Here is a 21,995-nt window from a genome sequence, read left to right on the forward strand (position 1 = left end):
ACCGGGTGGTGTCGGTGGCCAACGGATGGGAAAAGCGGCCGGACCAACATGGACGCCGGACCGGTGTGGCAGGCTGCCGCCATGGTCCTCGAGGTAGCGCTCATCGATGTCATTCCCGGCCACGAGGAGGCGTTCGCGTCCGCGTACGCCCAGGGGCACCCGTTGCTCGCCGGCACCCCCGGCTGCCGCTCGGTACGCATGACCCGCGGCCACGAATCCCCCTCCCGCTTCGTGCTGCTGGTCGAGTGGGACTCGATCGAGGCGCACGAGCAGAACTTCCGCGCCACGGAACGTTTCGTCGGGTGGCGGGAGTTGATCGGCCCGCACTTCGCCGCGCCCCCACGGGTCGAACACTTCGTCGACGTACCCGCCTGACGGACAACGGGTCAGCACACGGCGGCCCGTGAGAATGTCACACCGTTCACCTATCATGCGTGGCGCGTCGGCACCGGTCCCGACGGGTTCGGGGGCGCCGGGCCCGGTGTCGACGCGACGACCAGCAGCGGCGCCATCCGGGGTCGACCCGTCACCCGTCGAGTCGGCGGGCCAACCGCCGCACCGTCTCCTCCGCCGGTAGTGCCGCCTCCAGCAGACAGTCGGTCATCCGTTCGTACCGTTCGACGTCGGCCGCCGTGGTCAGCCGCACGTCCGTGGTCAGCGCCTCCAGCATCACCGTGCGCGGATCCGCCGGATCCGGAAAGGAGTAGCTGGAGAACGGGGTCAGCGGCAACGGGATCCGGCCCGCGCCGACCGTCAGCAGGCGGATCGTCACGTGCGGCAGGGCCGCCAGGTCGAGCAGATGCCGCATCTGCTCGCACCACACCTCCACCGGGTCGTCCCCCGGCTCGCAGGCCCACTCGGTGATAAGCGCCGTGTAGCGGGGTGGCTCGACGCGACGCAGCACCGCCTGCCGGGCGGCGCGGGCGCGCAGATCGGCCTCCACGTCCACCGTCGGATCGATGAGCTGACCGGCGGCGATGCGCAACCGGGCGTACGCCGGGCACTGCAACAGGCCGGGCACGATCGCCGGCTGGTACTCGACGATGCCCGCCGCACCCGCTTCGAGTTCGGCGTAGGTGCGCTGCCGCTCCCCCATCTCGCCGAGCGACTTCCACCAGCCCCGGCTGGTCGCCGCGTCCCGGGCGATGACGATCAGCGCGTCGCGTTGCAGCGACGGCACCTCGTAGACGTCGAGCAGGTCGAGCACGTCCGCCAGGTCGGGGCGGCTCTGCCCCAACTCGATGCGGGACAGCTTGGAGGTGGACGCCCAACCGAGCCGTTCACACACCTGTTCCAGCGTCAGCGACTCCCGCCGGCGCAGTTGACGCAACTCCGCGCCCAGTCGGGCACGTCGAATGACCGGACTCGTTGGCAACGGCATCCCCGCCTCCCCACCGAGGGAGATTACGCAGGGCGATCACTTAGTGCAATAGGACGCTCGCATTCCGCTACACCCACTGGAGAAAGTGGACGGACGCCGCCCGACGACTCCTACCGCACGCCGGCCGCGTCCATCCCGCGCAGCTCCTTCTTCAGCTCGGCGATCTCGTCGCGGATCCGCGCCGCCAGCTCGAACTGCAACTCCCGCGCGGCTGCCAGCATCTGATCGTTGAGTTCCTGGATGAGCTGCGCCAACTCGGCCCGCGCCATGCCCTCGCGAGCCGGCGTGGCCGCGGTGGGCCGGACCCGGCTACGGGTCTCCTTCACCGGCGCCTTGCCCCGGGAGAGCTGCCGCACCGCGCCGCCGACCCGCGTCGCCTCGGTGTCCTCCGCCTCACGGTAGATGTCGTCGAGAATGTCATGGATCTTCTTGCGCAGCGGCTCCGGGCTGATGCCGTGCGCCTCGTTGTGCGCGATCTGCTTCGCCCGCCGCCGGTTGGTCTCCTCGATCGCGTCCGCCATCGACGGGGTGATCTTGTCGGCGTACATGTGGACCTGACCGGAGACGTTCCGCGCCGCCCGACCGATGGTCTGGATCAATGACCGGCCGCTGCGCAGGAAGCCCTCCTTGTCCGCGTCGAGGATCGCCACCAGCGACACCTCGGGCAGGTCGAGACCCTCCCGCAGCAGGTTGATGCCGACCAGCACGTCGTAGTCGCCGCGCCGCAACTCCCGCAGCAACTCCACCCGCCGCAGCGTGTCCACCTCGGAGTGCAGGTAACGCACCCGGATGCCGTTCTCCAGGAGGTAGTCGGACAGATCCTCGGCCATCTTCTTGGTCAGCGTGGTGACCAGCACCCGCTCGTCGCGCTCGGTGCGCAGCTTGATCTCGTGCATCAGGTCGTCGATCTGCCCCTTGGTGGGCTTGACGACCACCTCCGGGTCGACCAGGCCGGTCGGGCGGATCACCTGCTCCACGAACTCGCCCTGGGCGTGTTCCAGCTCCCACGGGCCGGGCGTCGCGGACAGGAACACCATCTGGCCGACCCGTTCCAGGAACTCGTCGAAGCGCAGCGGCCGGTTGTCGGCGGCGCTGGGCAACCGGAACCCGTGGTCGATCAACATCCGCTTACGCGAGGCGTCCCCCTCGTACATGCCGCCGATCTGGGGAATCGTCACGTGCGACTCGTCGATGACGGTGAGGAAGTCGTCGGGGAAGTAGTCCAGCAGGCAGTGCGGCGGACTGCCGGGCAACCGGCCGTCGATGTGCATCGAGTAGTTCTCGATGCCCGAGCAGAAGCCCACCTGCCGCATCATCTCGATGTCGTACGTGGTGCGCATCCGCAGCCGCTGTGCCTCCAGCAGCTTGCCCTGCCCCTCCAGCTCGGCCAGCCGCTCGCCCAGCTCCGCCTCGATGTCACGGACCGCCCGCTCCATCCGCTCCGCGCCGGTGGCGTAGTGCGAGGCCGGGAAGATCAGCAGGGTGGGGATCTCCCGCACCACGTCCCCGGTGACCGGGTTGAGGTAGTACAGCTTCTCCACCTCGTCGCCGAAGAGTTCGATGCGCAGGGCGAGTTCCTCGTACGCCGGGATGATCTCCAGCGTGTCGCCGCGGACCCGGAAGGTGCCGCGCTGGAAGGCCATGTCGTTGCGAGCGTACTGGATCTCGACCAGGCGGCGCAGCAGCTGGTCACGGTCGATCTCCTGCCCGACGGTGACCCGGACGGCCTGGTCGAGGTACTCCTCCGGGGTGCCCAGACCGTAGATCGCCGAGACGGTGGCCACCACGACGACGTCCCGGCGGGTGAGCAGGGACATCGTCGCGGAGTGGCGCAGCCGCTCGACCTCCTCGTTGATCGACGAGTCCTTCTCGATGTACGTGTCGGTCTGCGGGATGTACGCCTCGGGCTGGTAGTAGTCGTAGTACGAGACGAAGTACTCCACCGCGTTGTCCGGCAGCAGCTCGCTGAACTCCTTCGCCAGCTGCGCGCAGAGCGTCTTGTTGGGCGCCAGCACCAGCGTCGGCCGCTGCAACCGCTCGATCAGCCAGGCGGTCGTGGCGCTCTTGCCGGTGCCGGTCGCGCCGAGCAGCACGGTGTGCCGGTCACCACGGCGGACCCGCCGCTCCAGGTCGTCGATCGCCGCCGGCTGGTCACCGGCCGGTTGGAAGTCACTGACGACCTGGAAACGGCCGTCGAGCCGGGGAATGTCGAGCGCCATGACCTCCACGGTACGCCGGGGCTGTGACACTGAATCCGCTTCCGACCTCCCGGCCGCCGCACGCCCGGGCCGGACGACCGAGGGTGGGCGCGTCGGTCGGGCCACACCCGTCCCGGCCGACTACGTGCGGCACGTGATCCGCTTCAATATTCGCATTGTGTGGCTCTTCTCACCCGGCTACGCTTTTCGTGTAGGCCGCTCGCGGCGGCCGACCGGGCTGGTGGTGGGCCACACAGGCCACGCCGCCCCCGGCACCGAGGGTCGCAGCACCCGGCATGCCTGGCGTGCGCACCGGACGTGGTCGCGCTGGAAGCGCTGACCGGCCGCCGCGAGCGCCCCTGCTCGTCACCCCGGCGTGGTCCGACCCGTTCATCCTCCCGTGAAGAACAGCTCACACCCGCCGTCCGACAACCGCCGACACCGCGCGGTCAGCCGCCGCCACCGAGCCGGCATCACGCCACCCGCGGCGCTCAACCTGGCCGGCACCGAGCCGGACACCCGGCCACCGGCGGCTCGGCCCGGGGTCCGCCGGGCGGTGGTCACCGGCGGGCTGCTCGACCTCGCCGCCGGGAACCAGCCCGAGGACGAGGACCTGGTCGAGGCGACCACCGAAGCCGACGACACACGGCGGGCGGCCACCCGCCGACGTCGGCTCACCCTCACCGGGCTGGCTTCCGTCGCGGCGATCTCCGCCGTTTTGCTGGTCGCCACGCTCGTCACCTGGACACCGGCCGCGCCGCCGCCCCGGGAGCTGACCCCGGGCGAACGGGAACGCCTGGCCGCCATGCGGGTCACCAACTATCGGGAGGTACGCGCCGGGTTGCACGTCACCGCCGGTGACGGTGCCACCCGCACCGACCTGCTCGGCTGGGTCGACTGGGCCCGAGGGCTGACGTACCTCGACGTGGGTGGCCCCGGAGCCGGTGCGCTGCGCGGGCTGGCCCAGGCCACCCCCACCGTGCTGGTGGTCCGGCCCGACCCGACGGCCGTACCGACGCCGGCCATGCCACCGTTGGTGCCCCCCACCGGCGGTTGGCGGGTGTCCGACCAGCGGGGCATCGAACCACTACTCAAGCTGATCTTCACGCTCGCCGCGGACCGGCCCGACGGGGTGGACGGCTGGGTCGGCCGCTGGGTGGGTCAGGACCGGGTCAACGGTGAGCCGGTCGACATCCTGGAGGTCACCACGCCGCAGTCCGGCACGGCGGCCAGCGGTGCCCCCGACGCCGCCCCGGTGCGCTACTGGGTGGATCCGGCAGGCCGCCTGCACCGGATGGCGGCCGAACTCGCCGGGATCGGGCCGGTGGCGGTGACGCTGAACCGGGCCGACCGCCCGACGCTGCGGCCGGTCGCGGCGCTCGGCGGCCGACCCGGCCTACCGCGCGCCCTCACCGCCGCCGAGCGGAACCGCTGGCGTCGGCTACCGGCTCGGTTACGAGCCGTCGGCGGGGCGAAGGTGACCCTGACGGTGCCCGCCTCCGCCGCCACCAACCTCCGCGGCAACGGCTGGCTGAGCTGGACGACGGGGGACGCGTACCTCGGCGTCACCGACCTCGACGGGAACGGCCGACGCACCCTGGTCCGCCACCACGGTCGTAAGATCACCCGGATCGACGGCGCGGCGACGACGGGCAGTAAGGCACGTCCGCCCCTGCCGCCACCGAAGACCGGTTGGCGGACCGGAGCACACCGCACGCAAGCCCTCGACCCGCTGGTGGCCGCCGCGCTGACCGCCGCCCGCCGCGACGGCCCGCCGGGCACCGCCCGGCGGATCCGTGGCGACACCCTCGCCGGTGTCACCGTCGACGTGGTGCAGGTCGACACCGCCCGAGGGCCGCTGCGTTACTGGGTCGACAAGCGCGCGACGCTGCGCCGGCTGGAACTACCGACGCGGGCCGGTGCGTGGGCGCAACTCGACCTGACTCCGGGCCGGGTACCACCGCTGACACCGCCGCCCGCGAAACGCTGACCGGGATACCCGTGGGGCAGGGCACCGTGGCGTCAGGGACGCCAGCCGGTGCGCGCGGCCCACTCCTCCGCCCGTAGGTGCTCCTCGTCGAACCACGGGTCCTTCGCCGTGGCGTACGTCCCCAGATCCGGTGCGGACGCCGCCAACTCCCGCTTGAGCATCAGGTACGCGGCCCGCTGGTCGGGGTCGGCCCGGAGGTGGTCGCGCATCAGCAGGGCGTACCGCCAACCCGGCGAGCCGGTCACCCGCAGGTGCAGGAACACCGGGCGGGCCGGGTCCGCGTTGCCGTGCAGCCGCTTCTCCCACCGACCGTTGCCGGCCGGTCGGGGACTGTCCCACCAATGGCCCGGCAGCGCCGGAAACCCGGCGTCGGCCAACCGCTCGGCCAACACCGCGTCGACCTCGGCGAGAGACGGCACGCTGAGCTGGATGTCGATGACGTCCTTGGCGGGCAGACCGGGGATGGCGGTCGAACCGATGTGGTCGATCCGTAGGTCCGCCGGGGCGATGGCGTGCCGGATCCGGGCCGCCAGCCGCGCGTACTGCTGGGGCCAGGTCGGATCCGGCTCGACCAGGCGGACGCGGTCCGGACGCACCGCCCGCCGGTGTCGCACGTTGCTCTCGAAGGGCACCAGACGGTCGTGCCAGAGCGCGTCGACCGCCGCGTGGAGTTCGTCGAGGGTGCCGTCGTTGGTCAGCAGGACGTCCGCCACCGCCGCCCGGCGGGCGTCGTCGGCCTGGGCGGCGATCCGGCGGCGCGCCTCCTCCTGGCTCATCCCCCGGTCGCGGGCCAGTCGCGCCAACCGGGTCTCCACCGCCGTCTGCACCACAACCACCAGGTGGTACGCGGGCGCCAGCCCCACCTCGGCCAGCAACGGAACGTCGTTGACCACCACGGCGTCCGGCGGGGCGGCACGGGCCAGTTCGGCGGTACGGGCCCGGACCCGACCGTGGATGATCGACTCCAGTCTGCGCCGGGCCGCTTCGTCGGAGAACACCAGCTCGCCGAGGGCGGCCCGGTCCAGGGCACCGTCGGCGTCCAGCACCCGGTCGGAGAAGGCGGCGACGACCTCGGCGAGCCCTTCGGTGCCGGGCGCGACCACCTCTCGGGCGAGCTGGTCGGCGTCGATCAGCACCGCGCCCTGCTCGACGAGCCGTCGCGCCACCGCGCTCTTGCCCGACCCGATTCCACCGGTCAAACCCACTCTCAGCACGGCACCAGTCAACCCGATCATCACCACGGGTGCCAAACAGCGAGGGCGTGCCTCGGTGCGGCGGGCGGGCACCAACGCCGACGGGCCCCGCCGCGACCCGGTGGTGCGGGTCGGGGCAGGGCCCGTCGTCAGTTGACAGATCCAGGTCGCGGCGTCAGAAGCGCCGCCTCTGGAGGTGTCGCAGGCTCACTTGCCGCCGGCGAGCTTCTCCCGCAGAGCGGCGAGCGCCTCGTCGGTGGCCAGCGTGCCGGCCGGCTCCTCGGCCTGGCGGCTCGGGGCCGCGCTGGTCGAGGTGGTGGTGCCGCCCGTGGGGGCCGGCTGCGGGTTGGCAGCGGCCTCGGCCTCGGCGGCCCGGGAGGTCTGCACCTGCTTCTGGTGCGCCTCCCAGCGCTGCCGCGCCTCGGCGTACTGCGTCTCCCACGCCTCGCGCTGCTTCTCGTACCCCTCGAGCCACTCGCCAGTCTCCGGGTCGAAGCCCTCCGGGTAGATGTAGTTGCCCTCGTTGTCGTAGGTCGCGGCCATGCCGTAGAGGGTGGGGTCGAAGTGCTCCTCGCCCTCGACGAAGCCCTCGTTGGCCTGCTTGAGCGACAGCGAGATCCGGCGGCGCTCCAGGTCGATGTCGATGACCTTGACCATGACCTCGGAGCCGACCTGGACGACCTGCTCGGGGATCTCCACGTGACGCTCGGCCAGCTCGGAGATGTGGACCAGACCCTCGATGCCGTCGTCCACCCGGACGAAGGCACCGAACGGCACCAGCTTGGTGACCTTACCCGGCACGATCTGCTGGATGGCGTGGGTGCGGGCGAACTGACGCCACGGGTCTTCCTGGGTCGCCTTCAGCGACAGCGAGACCCGCTCGCGGTCCAGGTCGACGTCCAGGACCTCGACCTCGACCTCCTGGCCCACCTCGACGACCTCGGACGGGTGGTCGATGTGCTTCCAGGACAGCTCGGAGACGTGCACCAGGCCGTCCACGCCGCCCAGGTCGACGAAGGCGCCGAAGTTGACGATCGAGGAGACGACGCCCTTGCGGACCTGCCCCTTCTGGAGCTTGTTGAGGAACTCGGTGCGCACCTCGGACTGCGTCTGCTCCAGCCAGGCCCGGCGGGACAGCACCACGTTGTTGCGGTTCTTGTCCAGCTCGATGATCTTGGCTTCGAGCTCCCGGCCGACGTACGGCTGCAGGTCGCGCACCCGCCGCATCTCGACCAGCGAGGCCGGCAGGAAGCCGCGCAGCCCGATATCGAGGATGAGGCCACCCTTGACCACCTCGATGACGGAACCGCGGACGACGCCGTCCTCGTCCTTGATCTTCTCGATCGTGCCCCAGGCCCGCTCGTACTGCGCCCGCTTCTTGGAGAGGATCAGCCGCCCCTCCTTGTCCTCCTTCTGGAGGACAAGGGCCTCGATGTGGTCGCCCACCGAGACGACCTCTGCCGGGTCCACGTCGTGCTTGATCGACAACTCCCGAGAGGGAATGACACCCTCGGTCTTGTAGCCGATGTCGAGCAGGACCTCGTCCCGATCGACCTTGACGACGGTGCCTTCGACAATGTCGCCGTCGTTGAAGTACTTGATGGTCTCGTCGATCGCGGCGAGGAAAGCCTCCTCAGAGCCGAGATCGTCGACGGTGACCTTGGTGGCGCTCGAGGGGGCCTCGATGCTGCTCGTCATGTGGGCGGTTGCTCCGGTCGGATGGTGTGTCACAGCAGGCTGGTGTCGCGGTGACCTGTGCGCGCCAACGGATCCGTCGGCGGGCCCACCCGGATATCGCTGAACGAGATCTTGATGTGACTCCGCCGACCGCGCACCTGCTCCCTGCCGAGGCACACGATCCGCGAGCGCATCGTCTACCCTACCTGCTGCATTACCACAGCGTGCAAGCCCTCCCGCCTACTCATCGACGCACCAGCCGCGAAAGCGGAGATTTCGACCAGGAACGTCGTGGTCGGGCCGGGCCGCCGCCGACCACGGCGTCGCCAGGGCCTAGCGTGGCCTGGTGGACGACGACGACCGGGTGACCCGGCGCCAGGTCAGTGACGCCGAGGCACGCACCGCCAACCGACGCTGGTGGGACGCCGACGCCGACGCGTACCAGGCCGAACACGGCAGCTTCCTGGGCGACGTGGACTTCGTCTGGTGCCCGGAGGGCCTGCGCGAGGCCGACGCCCGACTACTGGGCGACGTGGCCGGGCGACGGGTGTTGGAGGTCGGCTGCGGCGCGGCCTCCTGCTCCCGCTGGCTGGCCACCGAGGGCGCCCGACCGGTCGCGCTGGACCTGTCCGCCGGCATGTTGCGGCACGCGGCACAGGCCAGCGCCCGCAGCGGGGTACGCGTCCCGCTGGCCCAGGCCGACGCGCTCGCGTTGCCCTTCGCCGACGAGAGCTTCGACATCGCCTGCACGGCGTTCGGCGCGGTCCCGTTCGTCGAGGACTCGGCGGCACTGATGCGCCAGGTGCACCGGGTGCTGCGCCCCGGCGGCCGGTGGGTCTTCTCGGTCACCCACCCGATGCGCTGGATCTTCCTGGACGACCCCGGCGAGGGCGGGCTGACCGCGGTGCACTCGTACTTCGACACCCGGCCGTACGTGGAGCAGGACGAACACGGCCGAGCCAGCTACGTCGAGCAGCACCGCACCATCGGCGACCGGGTACGCGAACTCGTCGCCGCCGGCTTCCGGCTGCTGGACCTGGTGGAACCCGAGTGGCCCGAGGGACACGAGGGGATCTGGGGGCAGTGGAGCCCGCTGCGCGGGCGACTCTTCCCCGGCACCGCCATCTTCGTCAGCGAGAAACCCGCCGCCTGAACCGGCCGACTGTCCGGCACCGCCCCGGACAGCGAGTGCGCCGCCGCCGTCCGAGGGCGGCGTTACGCTCGTCGTCATGAGCGAGCGTCAGCGAGCGAATCATCGACTCGGTGCCGTGGCGCCTCATGACATCCCGCAGCGCAACGGAGGGCCGGCATGAGCGCCGAGCCCATCCCGACATCACCTGGCCCCTGGTGTCCGGATCCGATGCGGCAGCAGCGTGCGGACTACACGCTGGAGGACCTGCTCGCTCTGCCGGACGACGCCCCCCGCGTCGAACTCGTCGACGGAGTCATCCACGTGACACCCTCCCCCACCCTGGGCCATCAGGACATCTCCAGCCTGGTATGGCTGTGGTTGCGATCCCATGCGCCGGCGCACCTGCGCGCCGCCCAGGCGGTCGGCGTCGCGCTCAGCCACAACACCAGCCGGCAACCAGACGTGCTGCTCTGTCACGCCGGGCTGCCGTCGGACCGGTCCCGGCTGCGACCGGCCGACGTGGTGCTGGCCGTCGAGGTCGTCTCGCCCGGCACCCGCCGGGTCGACCGGTTCGCCAAACCAGGCGAGTACGCCGCCGTCGGCATTCCCTTCTACTGGCGCATCGAGCAGGATCCGGTGCACGTGTACGCGTACCGTCTCGGCGACCGGATCGGCCCGGGCGGCGAGCGACAGTACGAACTCCTCGCCGACAGCGCGGAGCTGATCGAGCTGCTCGAACCTTTCGAGGTCAAACTCCCGATCGCCGAGATCACCCCCTGAGTCGTTTCCAGCAGACGGCCCCGGGTAACCCGCGGCATGGCCGACCAGGACTTCCGCATCCGCACCGAGGGGCGGGATGTGGCCCACCGCCCGGAGGTGCCGCGCCGTGAGCCGTCGTGACGACCCGGACCAGACCTACCGCGAGTTCACCGAGGCGGTGAACATGAAGCCCGGCGAGTTGTCCAAGTGGCTGGACACCGACGAGTCCAAGCATGTCGGTTGGCGCAGGAAGGGCAGCGGCGGCGAGACGGTCGGCCACGAGTCCGGCCGTAAGATCGTCGACCTGCTGCGCCGCAAGCGCGGCCAGCTCACCGAGGCCGACTACCAGCACATGCGCAAGGTCGTCGGGTACGTCCGACGGCACATGGCGCAGCGGCCCAGCGGCGACGTACGCGACACCCGGTGGCGGTACTCGCTGATGAACTGGGGTCACGACCCGGTCAAGGCCCCGTTGCCGCCGCCCGGCGGCCCCTCCCGCAAAGCCCTCGACCGGCACGGCACCCCACCCAAGTCCCGCCGAGGCCCCGGCCGCTGAGCGCCGCGACGAAATCGGGCACGGTGCTGCGCCAACCCGCGAAGCGGCAACGTGCCCGACGCCGCGTGGCGGTGCGGGCTCAGTGGTCGGCGCTGTTCCAGTCGGGCCCCTCGCCCACCGACACCTCCAACGGCACCGACAGCGGATACGCCCCGCCCATCTCGCGCCGCACCAGCTCCTCCAACGCCGCCCGCTCGCCCGGCGCCACCTCGAAGACCAGTTCGTCGTGCACCTGCAACAGCATCCGCGAACGCAGCCCGGCGTCCCGCAACGCGGTGTCGACGTGCAGCATGGCGACCTTGATGATGTCGGCCGCGGAGCCCTGGATCGGCGCGTTGAGCGCCATCCGCTCGGCCATCTCCCGCCGCTGCCGGTTGTCACTGACCAGGTCGGGCAGGTAACGACGACGGCCGAGGATGGTGGAGGTGTAGCCGTCCTGCCGGGCCCGCGCGACCACCTCCTGCAGGTAGTCCCGCACGCCGCCGAACCCGGCGAAGTAGTTCTCCATCAGCCCGCGCGCCTCCTCGGCGCTGATCGAGAGCTGCTGGGACAGGCCGAAGGCGCTGAGCCCGTACGCCAGGCCGTAGTTCATGGCCTTGATCTTGCGGCGCTGGTCCGGGGTGACCTCGGTCAGCGGCACCCCGAAGACCGACGAGGCCGTCGCGGCGTGGAAGTCGGCACCGGAGTTGAACGCCTGGATCAGCGCGTCGTCGGCCGACAGGTGCGCCATGATCCGCATCTCGATCTGGCTGTAGTCGGCGGTGAGCAGGCACTCGTAGCCCTCCCCCACCACGAAGGCGCGCCGGATCCGCCGCCCCTCCTCGGTGCGGATGGGGATGTTCTGCAGGTTGGGCTCGGTCGACGACAGCCGACCGGTGGCGGCCACCGTCTGGTTGAAGGTGGTGTGGATGCGCCCGTCGTCGGAGACCGACTTGAGCAGACCATCCACCGTGGACTTCAACTTGGCCACGTCGCGGTGGCGCAGCAGGTGTGCCAGGACCGGATGCGGATTCTGCGCGTAGAGCCACTGCAACGCGTCGGCGTCGGTGGTGTAACCCGTCTTGATCCGCTTGGTCTTGGGCAGGTTCAGCTCGCCGAAGAGGATCTCCTGCAACTGCTTGGGCGAGCCGAGGTTGAACTCCCGCCCGACCGCCTCGTACGCGCCCTGGGCGGCGGCCTTCACCTCGGCGGCGAAGTGCGCCTCCAACTCCGACAGGTAGTCGGTGTCGGCGGCGATGCCGGTGCGCTCCAACTGCGCCAGCACCCGCATCAGCGGCAGCTCCACCCCGGCCATCAGCCGGGCCGACTGTTCCCCGTCGCGGGACAGCTCCGCGTCGATCGCGTCGGCCAGGTCGAGGGTGGCCCGAGCGTGCAGCATGAGGTTCTGTTCGGCCTCGCTGTCGCCGCCGAGCCCGTCGAGGGTCAGTTGGCCGGTCTCCGGGCCGTCGACCCGCAACTCCCGGTGCAGGTAGCGCAGCGCCAGGTCGGTCAGGTCGTAGGACCGCTGGTCGGGGCGGGCCAGGTAGGCGGCGATCTGCGTGTCGCGGGCGATGCCGGCCAGTTCCCAACCGTGCGCGGCGAAGGCGAGCACCGCCGGTTTGCTGTCGTGCAGCACCTTGGGCCGGGTCTCGTCCGCCAGCCAGGCCGCCAGCGCGGCCTCGTCGTCGGCGGCCAACCGGGCCGGGTCGAACCAGGCCGCAGCGCCGCCGCCGGTGGCCAGGGCCATGCCGGTGACGGTCGCGGTGTGCCGACGGTTCGGGCCGGTGTCGAGCTTGACCGCGACACCGACACCGGTGCCGACCGGCGCGTGCGTCGCCAGCCAGCCGGCCAGGGCACCGGGCGCGGTGAGCACCTCGCCGGCCAGGTCGAAGCCGGACTCCGCCTCCGGCTCGACCGCGTCCAGGTACTGGTAGAGCCGGTCGCGCAGGATGCGGAACTGGAGGGTGTCGAAGACCTGGTGCACCGCCTCCCGGTCCCACCCCTGCCAGCGGGCGTCCTCGGGACGCAGTGACAGCTCCAGGTCGGCGACCAGACGGTTGATCTCGTAGTTGCGGATCACGTCGGCGAGCCGTTCGCGCAGACTGTCACCCGCCTTGCCCTTGATCTCGTCGGCGCGGGCGATGACGCCCTCCACCCCGCCGTACGCGTTGATCCACTTCGCTGCGGTCTTCGGGCCGACACCGGGGATGCCGGGCAGGTTGTCGCTGGTCTCACCGACCAGGGCGGCCAGGTCGCGGTAGCGGCCGGGGGGCACGCCGTACTTCGCCTCGACCGCCGCCGGGTCCATCCGCGCCAGGTCGGAGACGCCCTTGCGCGGGTAGAGCACGGTGATCTGCTCGTCGACGAGCTGGAAGGCGTCCCGGTCGCCGGTGCAGATCAGCACCGGCATCCCCTGGTCACGGGCCTGGCAGGCCAGCGTGGCGATGACGTCGTCGGCCTCGTAGCCCACCTTCTCCACCACCGGGACGCGCAGCGCCGCCAGGACCTCCTTGACCAGGCTGACCTGGCCCTTGAAGTCGGCCGGGGTCTCGCTGCGGCCGGCCTTGTACTCGGCGTACTTCTCGGTGCGGAAGGAGCGGCGGGACACGTCGAAGGCGACCACGATGTGGGTCGGCTGCTCGTCGCGCAACACGTTGATCAACATTGAGGTGAAGCCGTAGACCGCGTTTGTCGGCTGCCCGGTCGTGGTGGAGAAATTCTCCACCGGCAGGGCGAAGAACGCCCGGTAGGCCAGGGAGTGTCCGTCGACGAGGAGCAGGCGCGGGGTCGTAGCTGTCACGGCTGCGACTCTAGTCCGTACCGCCGACAAGCCCGGCGAGGCGGCACCGACAACGCCACCGGCCGCCCTTCCCCGCAGGGACGGACGGCCGGTGACGGTACGACGTGCCTCAGGCCACGCCCAGGTACGCCTCCTTGATCGACGGGTCGCGCAGGAGTTCCTGACCGGTACCCTCCTTGACGATCCGACCGGTCTCCAGCACGTAGGCGCGGTGCGCCCGGGAGAGCGCCTGCTGCGCGTTCTGCTCCACCAGCAGCACCGTGGTGCCCTGCTGGTTGATCTCCACGATGATGTCGAAGATCTGCTGGATGATCATGGGTGCGAGACCCATCGACGGCTCGTCCAACAGCAGCAGCTTCGGCCGGCTCATCAGCGCCCGGCCGACGGCGAGCATCTGCTGCTCACCGCCGGAGAGGGTGCCTCCGGGCTGCTTACGCCGCTCACGCAGCCGGGGGAACATCTCCAGCACCCGCTCCAGGTCGGCGGCGATACCGGCGTGGTCACGCCGGGTGTACGCCCCCATGTCCAGGTTCTCCAGCACGGTCATGCCGGGGAAGATCTGGCGGCCCTCGGGCGACTGGCACAGGCCGCGTACGACCCGCAGATCGGCGCGGAGCTTGCTGATGTCCTCACCGGCGAAGGTGATCCGACCGCCGGAGAGCGCCCGGATGCCGGAGATCGCCCGCATGGTGGTGGTCTTGCCGGCACCGTTGGCGCCGATCAGAGCCACCACCTCACCCTCGTTGACGGTGAGGCTGATGCCGTGCAACGCCTCGATCCGACCGTACGAGACGCTGACGTTGTCCAACTCAAGCAGCATCGGCGGGCTCCCCCAGGTACGCCGCGATAACCCGCGGGTCTCGGCTGACCTCTTCCGGCAGCCCTTCGGCGATCTTGCTGCCGAACTCCAGCACCACGATCCGGTCGGTGACACCCATCACCAGGCGCATGTCGTGCTCGATCAGCAGCACGGTGACGCCCTTGTCGCGGATCCGGCGGATCAGGCCCAGCAGCTCCTCCTTCTCGGCCGGGTTGAACCCGGCCGCCGGCTCGTCCAGGCAGAGCAGCTTCGGCTCGGTGCCGAGCGCCCGGGCGATCTCCAACCGCCGCTGGTAGCCGTACGGAAGGTTGCGCGCCGCGTCGTTGGCCCGGTCGGCGATGCCGACGAAGCGCAGCAACTCCATCGCCTTCGCCTCGGCCGCCCGCTCCTCCAGGATGTGCCGGGACAGACCGAAGGTCTTGGCGAAGGACCGCCGCAACTGCTGCCAGACCCGCATGGCGGGGTTGGCGGCGTCGACCGCCGGCAACTCCTGCGCCTTGGGCCGCACCCGGTAGAGCCGGAACAGCGCGCCGGGCACGCTCGTCTTGTGCCGGGAGTCCGTCCCGACCATGACGTTCTCCAGCGCCGACATCTCCGGGAACAACCGGATGTTCTGGAACGTCCGGGAGATGCCCAACCGGCTGATCTGGTGCGGCTTGCGCCCGGTCACCCGCTCGCCGCGGAACCGCACCGCGCCCGAGGTCGGCTTGTAGACCCCCGTCATCACGTTGAAGCAGGTGGTCTTACCGGCGCCGTTGGGCCCGATCAGCCCGAGGATCTCACCTTCCTTGATCTCGAACTTGACCTCGTTGAGAGCCACCACGCCACCGAAGCGCAGCGTGACGTTGTCGACCTCCAGCAGGTTCCTGGACGGTCCGGGCTGCGCCGGGATCTTCGGCGACGCCGGGATGTTCGTCTTGTCAGACATGAGCGGGCGCCTCCTCTGCCTCTGCCGCGCGGTCCTTCAACTCGCGAGCCCGCCGTCGGCTGGGGATCAGACCCTGCGGTCGCAGGATCATCACCAGCACCATGGCCAGACCGAAGGCCAACCACCGGTAGTCGGCGACCTCACGGAACCGCTCCGGCAGGTACGCCAGCAGCACCGCGCCCACCGACACACCGACCATGTTGCCGGACCCACCGACCACCACCATCGCCACGAAGAGGATGGAGAGGTTCACATTGAACTGGGTCGGGTCGATGAAGGCGTACCGGCTGGCGAACAGGAAGCCGGCGAAGCCGCCGAGCGCCGCGCCGATGGCGAAGGCCCAGAGCTTGAACTTGAACGGGTAGACGCCCATCACCGCGGCGGCGTCCTCGTCCTCCCGGATGGCCAGCCAGGAGCGGCCGACCCGGCTGTGCTCCAGTCGCCGCACCGCGAAGACCATCAGGAGCACCACGGTCAGCGCCAGCCAGTACCACGGCTTGATGTCGATCAGGCCGAAGATCTGGTTGTCCGGCGAAGGTGGACCCTCCGGGCCGGGGATCGCCGCGATGCCCTGCGGGCCCCGGGTGACACTCTCCATGTTGCGGGCCACGATGCGGATGATCTCGCCGAAGCCCAGCGTCACGATGGCCAGGTAGTCGCCGCGCAGTCGCAGCGTCGGCCAGCCCAGGATCACCCCGGAGATCAGTGCCATCACCAGTGCGATGAAGGCACAGATCGCCCAGGTGACCGCCCAGGTGGGCGGCAGGTCGAACTCCGCCTGGATCCACTTGACCACCGGCGAGTTGGTCGAACCGAACAACGCCACCGCGTACGCGCCGATGGCGAAGAAGCCGATGTAGCCGAGGTCGAGCAGACCGGCCAGGCCGATCACGACGTTCAGACCGATCGCCACCAGCACGTAGACGGCGCAGGTGAACAACACACCGGCCCAGTTGCTGCCGCCCGAGATCGAGTCGGTTCGCAGCCAGGTGAGACCCGGGATGCCGAGCAGCGGCAGGTAGTAGAGGAACACCACGAAGGCGACGAACGCCAGGGACCGCTGCCACTTCGGCAGCGCCCGCCACCGGTCGCCGATCCCGTGCAGGGCGTTGACCCGGCTGCGGTCCAGCTCTCGCATCTTGTCGATCATGCTCGGGCCCTCCCCAGCGACTCGCCCAGAATGCCGGTCGGCCGGAACATCAGCACCACCACCAGCACCACGAAGGCGATAACGTCCTCCCAGTTGGACGCGAAGATGGTGGCGCCGTAGACCTCGACGATGCCGAGGAACAGCCCGCCCAGCAACGCGCCGCGCAGGTTACCGATGCCGCCGAGCACGGCCGCGGTGAACGCCTTGAGACCGAGCACGAAACCGATGCTGTTCTGCGTGAAGCCGAACCGCATGCCCCACAACAGCGCCGCCGCACCGGCCATGATGCCGCCCAGCACGAAGATCAGCATGATCACGCGTTCCTGGTTGACGCCCATCAGCGCCGCCGTCTCCGGGTTCTGCGCCACCGCCCGCACACCCCGGCCGTACCGGGTGCGGTTGATGAACCAGTCCAGCACCGCCATCATCGCCACGGCCGCCACGACCACGATCAACTGAATGTTGTTGATCTCGGTGTTGCCGATCGTGAAGAGCGTCTTCTGCTCGATGATCGTCGGCATACCGAGGATGATCCGGCCCCGGCCGAACATCGACGGCACCAGCCCGCCGAGCAGCTTGGGCAGCACCAGACCGAAGATCTCCACCAGCACCAGTGACAGGCCGATGGCGGTGATCAGGAAGATCAGGGGCGGCGCGTTCTTACGCCGCAGGGGGCGGTAGGCGATCCGTTCGATCGCGAGTGCGGTGCCGCCGGAGGCTATCGCCGCGACTATCAGGCCAAGCACCAGGAAGATCACCGCCTGGCCGATCGGCGGGTTGTTCTCCACCCCGAAAGCCGTCCACAGACCGAGCACCGCGAAGGTGCCGACCATGAAGACCTCGGAGTGCGCAAAGTTGATCAGGCGCAGGACGCCGTACACCAGGGTGTAGCCAAGGGCGATCAGGGCATAGATCGAACCTTTGGACAACCCGTCGACGGTGTGCTGGCCGATGTGGCCGAAGAGATCGTCGAAATTCACCAGGGTCTCCTTGCATGGAGCGCGGCCGGGGTAAGGATCAACCCCGGCCGCACTCGGTGCCGGTCGTCAGCTGAGCTTGAGCTCCTGCAGCGGCTCGAACGCCGTGCCCTTGATCTCGTACGACCAGATGACAACCCGCGACGGGTCCACGTCACCGTTGGCGTCGAACTTGATGTACTTCGACACGCCCTGCTTGTCGTAGTTCTTCACGTACTCCAGAACCTCGGCGCGGGTCTTCTTGCCGTCCTTGAAGGCGTCCACGAAGATCTGCGCGGCGTCGAAGCCCTCAGCGCCGTAGGAACCCGGCAGCTGACCGTACTCGGCCTGGTAGTCAGCGGTGAAGGTGCCACCGGCCTTGTCCGGCGGGAGGCACGGGCAGGTGATGATGGAGCCCTCGGCACCACCGGAGGCACCAGCCGGGAAGGCCGGGTCGTACAGACCGTCCGGACCGATGAACTTCGCCTTCACCCCGGCGGCACGCATCTGGCGAACCAGCGGCGCGGCCTCACGGGTGTATCCACCGTAGAAGACGAAGTCGGCGTTCGCCGCCTTGATCTTCGAGATGGTCGCCTCGAACTGCGCCTGCCGCTCCTGGATCTTGTCGCTGGCGGCGATCGTGTCGCCCAGGTTCTTGGTCAGCTCGGCGGTGATGCCGGCGCCGTAGGCGCTGGCGTCGTCGATCAGGAAAACCCGCTGCGCGTTCTGCGACTTCAGGAAGGTCGCCACCGCGCCCGCCTGGGTGCCGTCGTTGCCGACCACCCGGTAGAAGGACTTGTTGCCCTTCTGGGTCAGGTCGGTCCGGGTCGCCGACGGGGCGACCATCACCAGGCCGGCGGCCTCGTAGACCGGCATGGTGGCGTCCGACTCGCCGGAGAAGTGGCCACCGATGACGCCGAGGAACGACTGGTCGCCCGCGACCTGGTTCGCGACCGGGGTCGCCTGCGCCGGGTCACCCTGCGTGTCGAACTCGACCATCTCGACCTTGCAGTCGGCGTTCGCGTCGTTGTGCTGCTTGATCGCGAGCTTCGCGGCGTTGAGCGACGGCAGCACCAGACCCGCGTTGTCGCCGGTGAACGCGCCGAAGATGGCGATCTTGCCACCGCAGTCCCCGGACGCGGCGTTGTCGCCGTTGCTGCTGCCGGTGTCCTGGCAGCCCGCGGCAGCGACCAGCACCGCGGCGAGCGCGGCAGTACCCAGCGCCCTTGAATAGCTTCGCCTCACGGCTTCCTGACCTCCTCCAGAAGCAGGACAGGCACCTGACCCGGGCGGCGGCGACGGATAAGCACGACACCACCGGCCCAGCAAGGACACCCCCTGCGTTACGGCTCGTGATGGCGGAGCGTACCCACACTCATACGGTCTCGGAAGAGGCTGAGGCGGGGTCTGCGAAACCGTTACGAAGACGGCCCCGAACGCGGCTAACCCCGTAACAGGTCAATCCACTGACCGGTCCTTGAGCGGCTGTCCGTCCGCCGATCGACCCGTCGTCGATCACCGCGAACCCCGCCACCGACAGCCGGATACCGGCCCCGGACGGCGACCCCGACCCCCCGATCAAACTACGGAACGTAGCCGATCGGCTTCGCTAGGACGTGGCGGACGCCCGCCCGACCCACAACGACGGCTGCACGCCGTCGTCGACCGACAGCCACCACCGCTGACCGTCCGCCGCCAACCCCACCGCCCGGTCCGCACCCGCCGGTGCCGCCACCGGCAACTCGACCGCCCGCCACCGGTCACCCCGGTCCACCGACAGCCACCCGCCGTAGCGCTCACCGTCGGAGACCACCGCCAGGATGCCGTCGGCCGAAGCCGCCACCCCACCGATCGAGGGCACCCCACCGACCACCGCACCGAACCCACCGGCCGCCGTCCAACCCGTCGGCTCCGCACGCCACGCGCCGAACCCCCGCCCCCGCAGGCCCACCCCCACCGGGGCGCCGTCGACCAGGACCACCCGCTGCATCTCCTCGTACGCCTCGGTGCCCGCCAGCACGGTACGACGCCAGTCGCGTCCATCCACCGACGTCCAGGCAACCGGATCCCGGTCAATCCGGCCCGGGGCCAACAACCCACCCACCGCCAACCAACCCGACGGTCCGGCCACCGCGTCGGACGCCCAGGTCACGCCCTGCTCGTCGGTGGACAGTTGCGGCGCGCCCTCGATCAGCGTGAACTCGGCGGCGTCCGGCGAGACCCAGGCCGCCGCGCCGCTGGCCCGGTTACCCACGATCAACCAACCGGCGTCACCGGCCGCCAACCGGGACACGTTGACCGCCTTCGGCCCGCCGTACGTCTCGAACGACGCCGCCACCTCGACCAGAGCACCGTCGCCGCGCTGCCCCCAGGTGGCCACCCTCGGATTGCCGTGCGCTCCACCGACCTTGCCCCCGACGGCGGCCACCCGCCCGTCGTGGCAGGCGATCGAGAACACCACGCTGCGCCGCCCGTAATAGGAATCCGCCACCACCGGCACCGGCGTCCACTGAGCACCATCCCGACTGGACCAGACGGCCGGACGAGTGCCGAGGGCCGCGTCGGTGACCGCGCCGGAGGCGTACCAGTGGCCGTCACAGATGGCCAGATCCCGCAGCACGATCCGCCCGGGCCCGTCCGGCGGCGGCAACGGAACCCGCTGCCACGCCACCCGCACCGGTCCCGGCTCGGCCGGCTCGTCCCGAGACGCCGGACAGCCGGCCAGCAACACCGCGAGCAGGGCGCAGGTCACCAGCGGCGCCGAGCGCGTACCGGAACATCGGGGCCGGCCGAGCCATCGAGCCCTCATGCGGCCAGATGCTAGCGGCGACCGCGAACCTCGGCGACGGACGTGACGACGGACGTCGGAGGCCGGACGGCCAGCCGCGGCAGCGAGCGGGTCGGTCAGGTGGCCGGCTCGGCCACCTCGCCGCCGGTGGTCTCGGCGAGAATCCGCTCGGAGACCTCCTTCATGGTCATCCGGTGGTCCATCGCGGTGCGCTGGATCCACTTGAACGCCTGCGGCTCGCTCATGTTGTAGGTGGTCATCAGCGCGCCTTTGGCCCGCTCCACGGCTTTGCGGACCTCCAGCCGGTCGTTCAGCCCGGCCACCTCGGCCTCCAGCGCGGCGATCTCCGCGTAGCGGGACAGCGCGATCTCCACCGCCGGCACCAGGTCGCTCTTCTGGAAGGGCTTGACCAGGTACGCCATCGCGCCGGCCGCGCGGGCCCGCTCCACCAGGTCACGCTGACTGAACGCGGTCAGGATGATCACCGGGGCGATCCGGGCACCGGCGATCCGCTCGGCGGCGGCCAGCCCGTCCATGATCGGCATCTTGATGTCGAGGATCACCAGGTCGGGCTTGAGCTCCTCGGCCAGTCGGACGGCCGCCTCACCGTCACCGGCCTCGCCGACCACCTCGTAACCTTCCTCGGCCAGCATCTCGGCCAGGTCCAGCCGGATCAGCGCCTCGTCCTCGGCGATCAACACCCGCCTACGCGCGGCATCCGTCTGCGTCTCGCCCACGAGCCACTCCCACCATCGTTCCCGGCACGGCTACCACCCATGCTCCCGCACGAGCGTAGTCGGGTACAGTAAGCCCCACCCGCCGGGATGGTGGAACGGCATACACGGAAGTCTCAAACACTTCTGCCCGAAAGGGCTTGCGGGTTCGAATCCCGCTCCCGGCACTCCTGTCATACACGTGTTCGATGATGGTGGCGTGCATCCTCCCGAGATGCGGGAGCGCGTCCGCGCGCTACGCGACCAGGGCTACACCATCCGCTCGGCGGCTCGTGCCCTCTCGCTCCCCTACACCACCGTATGGCACTGGTGTGTCGACCGACCGGAACCCGTCATGGTCGGAAGTTCGACCCGGTGCTTTCGTTGCCTCCCGGAGGAGGACGGTCCCGCCAGTCCGCAGGCCTACGCCTATCTCCTTGGCCTCTACCTGGGTGACGGTCACCTCGTCACCAGCGCCCGGGTACCGGTCCTGCGCATCTACTGCTCCGACACCTGGCCGCACTTGATCTCACTCTGTGATCAGGCCATGCGGGCAGTGCTGGCAACATCTGTGCAACACGTGCAGAAGAAGGGCTGCGTGGGTGTGCAGAGCTACGGCGTGCACTGGCCCTGCCTGCTGCCCCAGCACGGGGAAGGAAAGAAGCACGAGCGACCGATCGCCCTCGCCGACTGGCAGGAGCGCATCGTCCGAGCGGTTCCGGGTGACTTTCTGCGCGGTCTCTTCCACTCCGACGGTTGCCGGATCGCCAACCGGGTCACCGTTCGCGGCAAGGTGTACGTCTACCCGCGCTACATGTTCGTCAACGAGTCCACCGACATCTTGGGGCTCTGCCAGTGGGCGCTGGACCTGCTCGGCGTCGCCTGGCGGATGAACCGTCGCAACAGCCTCTCGGTCGCCCGACGGGAGGCGGTCGCCGCGCTGGACCGCCACGTCGGCCCGAAGTCGTGACCATG

The 21,995-nt window shown here is 70.0% G+C and carries 18 protein-coding genes and 1 tRNA gene; 7 read left to right on the forward strand and 12 right to left on the reverse strand.

Features of this window, described 5'->3' with window-relative positions; translation table 11 throughout:
- Positions 1-81: 81 nt before the first annotated feature.
- Complete coding sequence (locus FF096_RS15185; RefSeq protein WP_155218520.1) at positions 82-375, forward strand: antibiotic biosynthesis monooxygenase; 294 nt, start codon at positions 82-84, stop codon at positions 373-375.
- A 151-nt stretch (positions 376-526) separates the two neighbouring features.
- Here FF096_RS15185 and FF096_RS15190 read toward each other — a convergent pair whose 3' ends face one another.
- Both FF096_RS15190 and uvrB read right to left on the reverse strand, forming a co-directional pair.
- Complete coding sequence (locus tag FF096_RS15190) at positions 527-1,381, reverse strand: helix-turn-helix transcriptional regulator (RefSeq protein ID WP_155218523.1); 855 nt, start codon at positions 1,379-1,381, stop codon at positions 527-529.
- Positions 1,382-1,491: 110 nt separating this feature from the next.
- Positions 1,492-3,600, reverse strand: coding sequence for an excinuclease ABC subunit UvrB (uvrB, locus tag FF096_RS15195; protein WP_155218524.1), 2,109 nt, complete (start codon positions 3,598-3,600; stop codon positions 1,492-1,494).
- A gap of 379 nt (positions 3,601-3,979) precedes the next feature.
- On the opposite strand from uvrB, the gene FF096_RS15200 reads away from it, so the two are divergent.
- Positions 3,980-5,569, forward strand: a complete 1,590-nt coding sequence (locus FF096_RS15200) for a hypothetical protein (protein WP_196222534.1) — start codon at positions 3,980-3,982, stop codon at positions 5,567-5,569.
- A 32-nt stretch (positions 5,570-5,601) separates the two neighbouring features.
- Here the strand turns inward: FF096_RS15200 and coaE are convergent, their stop codons facing one another.
- Positions 5,602-6,783: a dephospho-CoA kinase gene (gene coaE / locus FF096_RS15205; RefSeq protein ID WP_309223346.1), complete on the reverse strand. Its 1,182-nt coding sequence runs from the start codon at positions 6,781-6,783 to the stop codon at positions 5,602-5,604.
- Positions 6,784-6,969: 186 nt separating this feature from the next.
- A complete protein-coding gene (rpsA, locus tag FF096_RS15210; protein ID WP_155218528.1) occupies positions 6,970-8,460 on the reverse strand; it encodes a 30S ribosomal protein S1 in 1,491 nt (496 codons plus the stop codon).
- Positions 8,461-8,785: 325 nt separating this feature from the next.
- Between rpsA and FF096_RS15215 the strand changes: the two genes are divergently transcribed.
- The 3 genes from FF096_RS15215 to FF096_RS15225 all read left to right on the forward strand — a co-directional run bounded on the left by FF096_RS15215 (position 8,786) and on the right by FF096_RS15225 (position 10,886).
- Entirely contained in the window at positions 8,786-9,592 is an 807-nt protein-coding gene (locus tag FF096_RS15215) for a class I SAM-dependent methyltransferase (RefSeq protein ID WP_309223347.1), read from the forward strand.
- Positions 9,593-9,748: 156 nt separating this feature from the next.
- Positions 9,749-10,351, forward strand: a complete 603-nt coding sequence (locus FF096_RS15220; protein WP_230462614.1) for a Uma2 family endonuclease — start codon at positions 9,749-9,751, stop codon at positions 10,349-10,351.
- Between the two features lie 106 nt (positions 10,352-10,457).
- Positions 10,458-10,886 carry a DUF3140 domain-containing protein gene (locus FF096_RS15225; RefSeq protein ID WP_309223348.1) on the forward strand — a complete coding sequence of 143 codons (429 nt, stop codon included), beginning with the start codon at positions 10,458-10,460 and terminating at the stop codon, positions 10,884-10,886.
- A gap of 79 nt (positions 10,887-10,965) precedes the next feature.
- On the opposite strand, the gene polA is transcribed toward FF096_RS15225, so the two are convergent.
- From polA to FF096_RS15265, 8 genes are all read right to left on the reverse strand, one after another.
- Positions 10,966-13,665 (reverse strand): DNA polymerase I, encoded by a 2,700-nt coding sequence (gene polA, locus FF096_RS15230; protein WP_309223349.1) that lies wholly within the window; start codon positions 13,663-13,665, stop codon positions 10,966-10,968.
- Between the two features lie 109 nt (positions 13,666-13,774).
- Entirely contained in the window at positions 13,775-14,485 is a 711-nt protein-coding gene (locus FF096_RS15235; protein ID WP_155218536.1) for an ABC transporter ATP-binding protein, read from the reverse strand.
- Complete coding sequence (locus FF096_RS15240) at positions 14,475-15,413, reverse strand: ABC transporter ATP-binding protein (protein WP_155218538.1); 939 nt, start codon at positions 15,411-15,413, stop codon at positions 14,475-14,477. Before FF096_RS15240 ends, FF096_RS15235 begins: the two co-directional genes overlap by 11 nt.
- Positions 15,406-16,563 carry a branched-chain amino acid ABC transporter permease gene (locus FF096_RS15245; RefSeq protein WP_155218540.1) on the reverse strand — a complete coding sequence of 386 codons (1,158 nt, stop codon included), beginning with the start codon at positions 16,561-16,563 and terminating at the stop codon, positions 15,406-15,408. Before FF096_RS15245 ends, FF096_RS15240 begins: the two co-directional genes overlap by 8 nt.
- Positions 16,560-17,543 (reverse strand): branched-chain amino acid ABC transporter permease, encoded by a 984-nt coding sequence (locus tag FF096_RS15250; RefSeq protein ID WP_309223350.1) that lies wholly within the window; start codon positions 17,541-17,543, stop codon positions 16,560-16,562. The genes FF096_RS15245 and FF096_RS15250 overlap by 4 nt, the downstream gene beginning before the upstream one ends.
- A 66-nt stretch (positions 17,544-17,609) precedes the next feature.
- On the reverse strand, positions 17,610-18,764 hold the full coding sequence (locus FF096_RS15255; protein WP_309223351.1) for a branched-chain amino acid ABC transporter substrate-binding protein: 1,155 nt from the start codon (positions 18,762-18,764) through the stop codon (positions 17,610-17,612).
- 364 nt (positions 18,765-19,128) lie between these two features.
- Complete coding sequence (locus tag FF096_RS15260; RefSeq protein ID WP_155218544.1) at positions 19,129-20,328, reverse strand: hypothetical protein; 1,200 nt, start codon at positions 20,326-20,328, stop codon at positions 19,129-19,131.
- 95 nt (positions 20,329-20,423) lie between these two features.
- Positions 20,424-21,044 (reverse strand): response regulator, encoded by a 621-nt coding sequence (locus FF096_RS15265; protein WP_309223352.1) that lies wholly within the window; start codon positions 21,042-21,044, stop codon positions 20,424-20,426.
- Between the two features lie 81 nt (positions 21,045-21,125).
- On the opposite strand from FF096_RS15265, the gene FF096_RS15270 reads away from it, so the two are divergent.
- Positions 21,126-21,208, forward strand: a tRNA-Leu gene (locus FF096_RS15270).
- 47 nt (positions 21,209-21,255) lie between these two features.
- The gene (locus FF096_RS15275; RefSeq protein WP_155218546.1) at positions 21,256-21,990 is read left to right on the forward strand and encodes a transcriptional regulator; all 735 of its coding nucleotides are present in this window, start codon (positions 21,256-21,258) and stop codon (positions 21,988-21,990) included.
- Positions 21,991-21,995: the final 5 nt, after the last annotated feature.

This window comes from Micromonospora sp. CP22 (genome assembly GCF_009712475.1).
In the GTDB taxonomy this organism is placed as follows: Bacteria; Actinomycetota; Actinomycetes; order Mycobacteriales; family Micromonosporaceae; genus Micromonospora.

Bases quoted from the DNA above. Each gene is read 5' to 3' on its own strand.
- FF096_RS15190 (WP_155218523.1), bottom strand. From the start codon at position 1,381: ATGCCGTTGCCAACGAGTCCGGTCATTCGACGTGCCCGACTGGGCGCG.
- rpsA (WP_155218528.1), bottom strand. From the start codon at position 8,460: ATGACGAGCAGCATCGAGGCCCCCTCGAGCGCCACCAAGGTCACCGTC.
- uvrB (WP_155218524.1), bottom strand. From the start codon at position 3,600: ATGGCGCTCGACATTCCCCGGCTCGACGGCCGTTTCCAGGTCGTCAGT.
- FF096_RS15245 (WP_155218540.1), bottom strand. From the start codon at position 16,563: ATGATCGACAAGATGCGAGAGCTGGACCGCAGCCGGGTCAACGCCCTG.
- FF096_RS15235 (WP_155218536.1), bottom strand. From the start codon at position 14,485: ATGCTGCTTGAGTTGGACAACGTCAGCGTCTCGTACGGTCGGATCGAG.
- FF096_RS15260 (WP_155218544.1), bottom strand. From the start codon at position 20,328: ATGAGGGCTCGATGGCTCGGCCGGCCCCGATGTTCCGGTACGCGCTCG.
- FF096_RS15220 (WP_230462614.1), top strand. From the start codon at position 9,749: ATGAGCGCCGAGCCCATCCCGACATCACCTGGCCCCTGGTGTCCGGAT.
- FF096_RS15275 (WP_155218546.1), top strand. From the start codon at position 21,256: ATGCGGGAGCGCGTCCGCGCGCTACGCGACCAGGGCTACACCATCCGC.
- FF096_RS15185 (WP_155218520.1), top strand. From the start codon at position 82: ATGGTCCTCGAGGTAGCGCTCATCGATGTCATTCCCGGCCACGAGGAG.
- FF096_RS15240 (WP_155218538.1), bottom strand. From the start codon at position 15,413: ATGTCTGACAAGACGAACATCCCGGCGTCGCCGAAGATCCCGGCGCAG.